Here is a 2,271-nt window from a genome sequence, read left to right on the forward strand (position 1 = left end):
TTGCTGTTCGAAACGCGTGCGTCGGATTCGCCGTGGATCGCCTCTGTGTGGACGTGCCGGAGCGAGCAGGTCGCGGAGATGACTTCCGTCGCGACCGAGACGTGGGGTCTGGTGTTCTGGCAGCAGGAGGGCACGGCATACATGAGCGTGACGGGCCCCGAGAGCCGCACCGGCACCACGCCCGTACCCGAGGACGCGACCTTCGTCGGCATTCAGTTCGCGGTCGGCACGTCCCTTCGCGCGGTGGCCGCTCCGTCCCTGGTCGACAGCGGGCTCGTCCTGCCGGATGTGACCCACCGGACCTTCTGGCTGGACGGTGCTCGCTGGGAGACGCCTCGCCCGGATGACGCCGAGGCGCTCGTCGACCGATTCGTCCGGGCCGGGGTCGTGGTCCACGATCGCTTGGTCACGGAGGCTCTGCGGGGTCACTGTCCGGCGGTCACCGATCGCACGCTCGAGCGTCGCTTCCGGGCGGCGACGGGCCTCACCCGAGGCGCGGTGCGGCAGATCGAGCGCGCCCGCACCGCCGCGGTACTGCTGGTCTCGGGTGCGGCCGCCAGCGATGTCGTCGGCAAGCTCGGGTATTACGACGAGCCTCATCTCGCCCGGGCGCTGCGACGGTACGTCGGGCGTACGGCACAGCAGCTCCGCGAGGGACTCGGCGGTGCAATCGCGCTCGATCCCGCTCAGCGCACGACGTCGTAGACGAGCTTGATCACCCCGTTGGAGTAGGTCGCGGAGTCTCTGAGTCGCAGCTTCTGCTGCACCGAACATCGCTAACCCGCAGCCTGGCCGCTCGTGAATAGTTTCCAGGAAAGCTCTTTGGGCCGGCCGTGAATGAAATATGTGAAAGACTTCTCGGCCTGCAGCGAAAAGACACCACTTCCCTGCAGACGCTCTGCCAGGTTCGCGCTCTCGACGGCGACCTTCAGAGGTCTGCGCTCACCGATTTCCGCCAGTTTATTCGCAAACGTGCCCACCGCGTCGTTCTCCTCGGTCGAACCGAACGGTTCGAAAAAGTAGACGGCTGTGACGTCTTCGGGTAAAGACTCCTCGAGTACGTCCTTGTTCAGGGTGCGTACATGATTCAAGCCCAATCCTGCTGCGTGCTGGTTGGCAAAGGTCGCAAAGTCGGGCTCTATCTCCATCCCGTATACCTTCTTGGCGTCTGTGAACATCCCGAAGAAATCGATGGCCTTGCCGGTACCGGAGCCGACGTCCATCAGGACATCGTCGGGACCCAAGTCCAGGACATCTTTGGCCCAGCTCAGGTACCTGAGTTCCGACGGCTCCGGGGGGTAGACATCCTCTCGTCCACCGAAACGCCCTGCAACCTTCGAAACCAAGCCGTCAGCGGCGAACTGCTCTTGTGGTCGGTCATCCTTCGGAATACCACGAAACTTGTATTCGGGCAGGCCCAGGACGCGCCCGAACTCGCGGTCTGCCTGCTCATTGTGGCCTCGAGCCACCAGTCCCCGGAGCTCGTCCCACCACTCTGCTCGCGCGGCTGCCCGCCTTTCCGGATCCTCGTCGAAGAACAGAGATTCCCGCCTGGCGTGATACGGGTCATCAACGGGGTCACGGCCCATCTCCGGCCGCCGATGTCGTGTGTCGCCACCACCCGCGCCCGCTCCGAGAACCTGACGCGCACCTTCCAGATCGGCCTCTCCCTTCCGCTGGGTGTCCCTTCGCAGTTCGTCACCGAACCCGTGCTTGATGCCCTTCGCAACAGCCGTGCAGAACTTCCCCAGCAGCCGAGCGGTCGGCTGGGCAACCCCCTTGCGAACAAGATCGGCAACGACCCTGCTGATCCCCACCTGTCCTCCTCGATCCATGACACCGACGAGCGCGCCCGCACCGCCGCGGTACTACTGGTCTCGGGTGCGGCCGCCAGCGATGTCGTCGGCACACTCGGGTATTACGACGAGCCTCATCTCGCCCGGGCGCTGCGACGGTACGTCGGGCGTACGGCACAGCAGCTCCGCGAGGGACTCGGCGGTGCAATCGCGCTCGATCCCGCTCAGCGCACGACGTCGTAGACGAGCTTGATCACCCCGTTGGAGTAGGTCGCGGAGTCTCTGAGTCGCAGCTTCTGCTTGTCCCGGTCCACTCTGCTGAACAGGCTTTTGCCCGCCCCCAGCAACGCCGGGAACACGAGCAGGTTGTACCGGTCGATCAGATCGGCATCCGACAGACGCCGGGCCAGCTCGGCGCTGCCGTGAATGAAGATGGCGCCACCATCGCTCTGCTTCAGTTCGGCGACATCGTCGA

4 protein-coding genes are annotated in these 2,271 nt (G+C 64.8%); 2 read left to right on the forward strand and 2 right to left on the reverse strand.

Annotated elements, in window-relative coordinates; genetic code table 11:
- On the forward strand, positions 1–705 hold a 705-nt coding region (locus ON20_RS24495; RefSeq protein ID WP_245547456.1), incomplete at its 5' end, for a helix-turn-helix domain-containing protein.
- Between the two features lie 71 nt (positions 706–776).
- On the opposite strand, the gene ON20_RS24500 is transcribed toward ON20_RS24495, so the two are convergent.
- On the reverse strand, positions 777–1,589 hold the full coding sequence (locus ON20_RS24500; protein WP_040839044.1) for a class I SAM-dependent methyltransferase: 813 nt from the start codon (positions 1,587–1,589) through the stop codon (positions 777–779).
- Positions 1,590–1,601: 12 nt separating this feature from the next.
- Here ON20_RS24500 and ON20_RS38060 point away from each other — a divergent pair, with 12 nt between their 5' ends.
- Positions 1,602–2,039, forward strand: a complete 438-nt coding sequence (locus tag ON20_RS38060) for a hypothetical protein (RefSeq protein ID WP_040839048.1) — start codon at positions 1,602–1,604, stop codon at positions 2,037–2,039.
- Here the strand turns inward: ON20_RS38060 and ON20_RS24510 are convergent.
- Positions 2,021–2,271: dihydrofolate reductase family protein (locus ON20_RS24510; RefSeq protein WP_040839051.1), on the reverse strand; the 251-nt coding region annotated here is incomplete at its 5' end. The two genes, ON20_RS38060 and ON20_RS24510, sit on opposite strands and share 19 nt — an antisense overlap.

Source organism: Nocardia brevicatena NBRC 12119 (assembly GCF_000308495.1).
Lineage (GTDB): Bacteria > Actinomycetota > Actinomycetes > Mycobacteriales > Mycobacteriaceae > Nocardia > Nocardia brevicatena.

Excerpts from the sequence above, each read along its gene's own strand:
- ON20_RS24500 (WP_040839044.1), bottom strand. The coding sequence starts at position 1,589 with ATGGGCCGTGACCCCGTTGATGACCCGTATCACGCCAGGCGGGAATCT.
- ON20_RS38060 (WP_040839048.1), top strand. The coding sequence starts at position 1,602 with ATGTCGTGTGTCGCCACCACCCGCGCCCGCTCCGAGAACCTGACGCGC.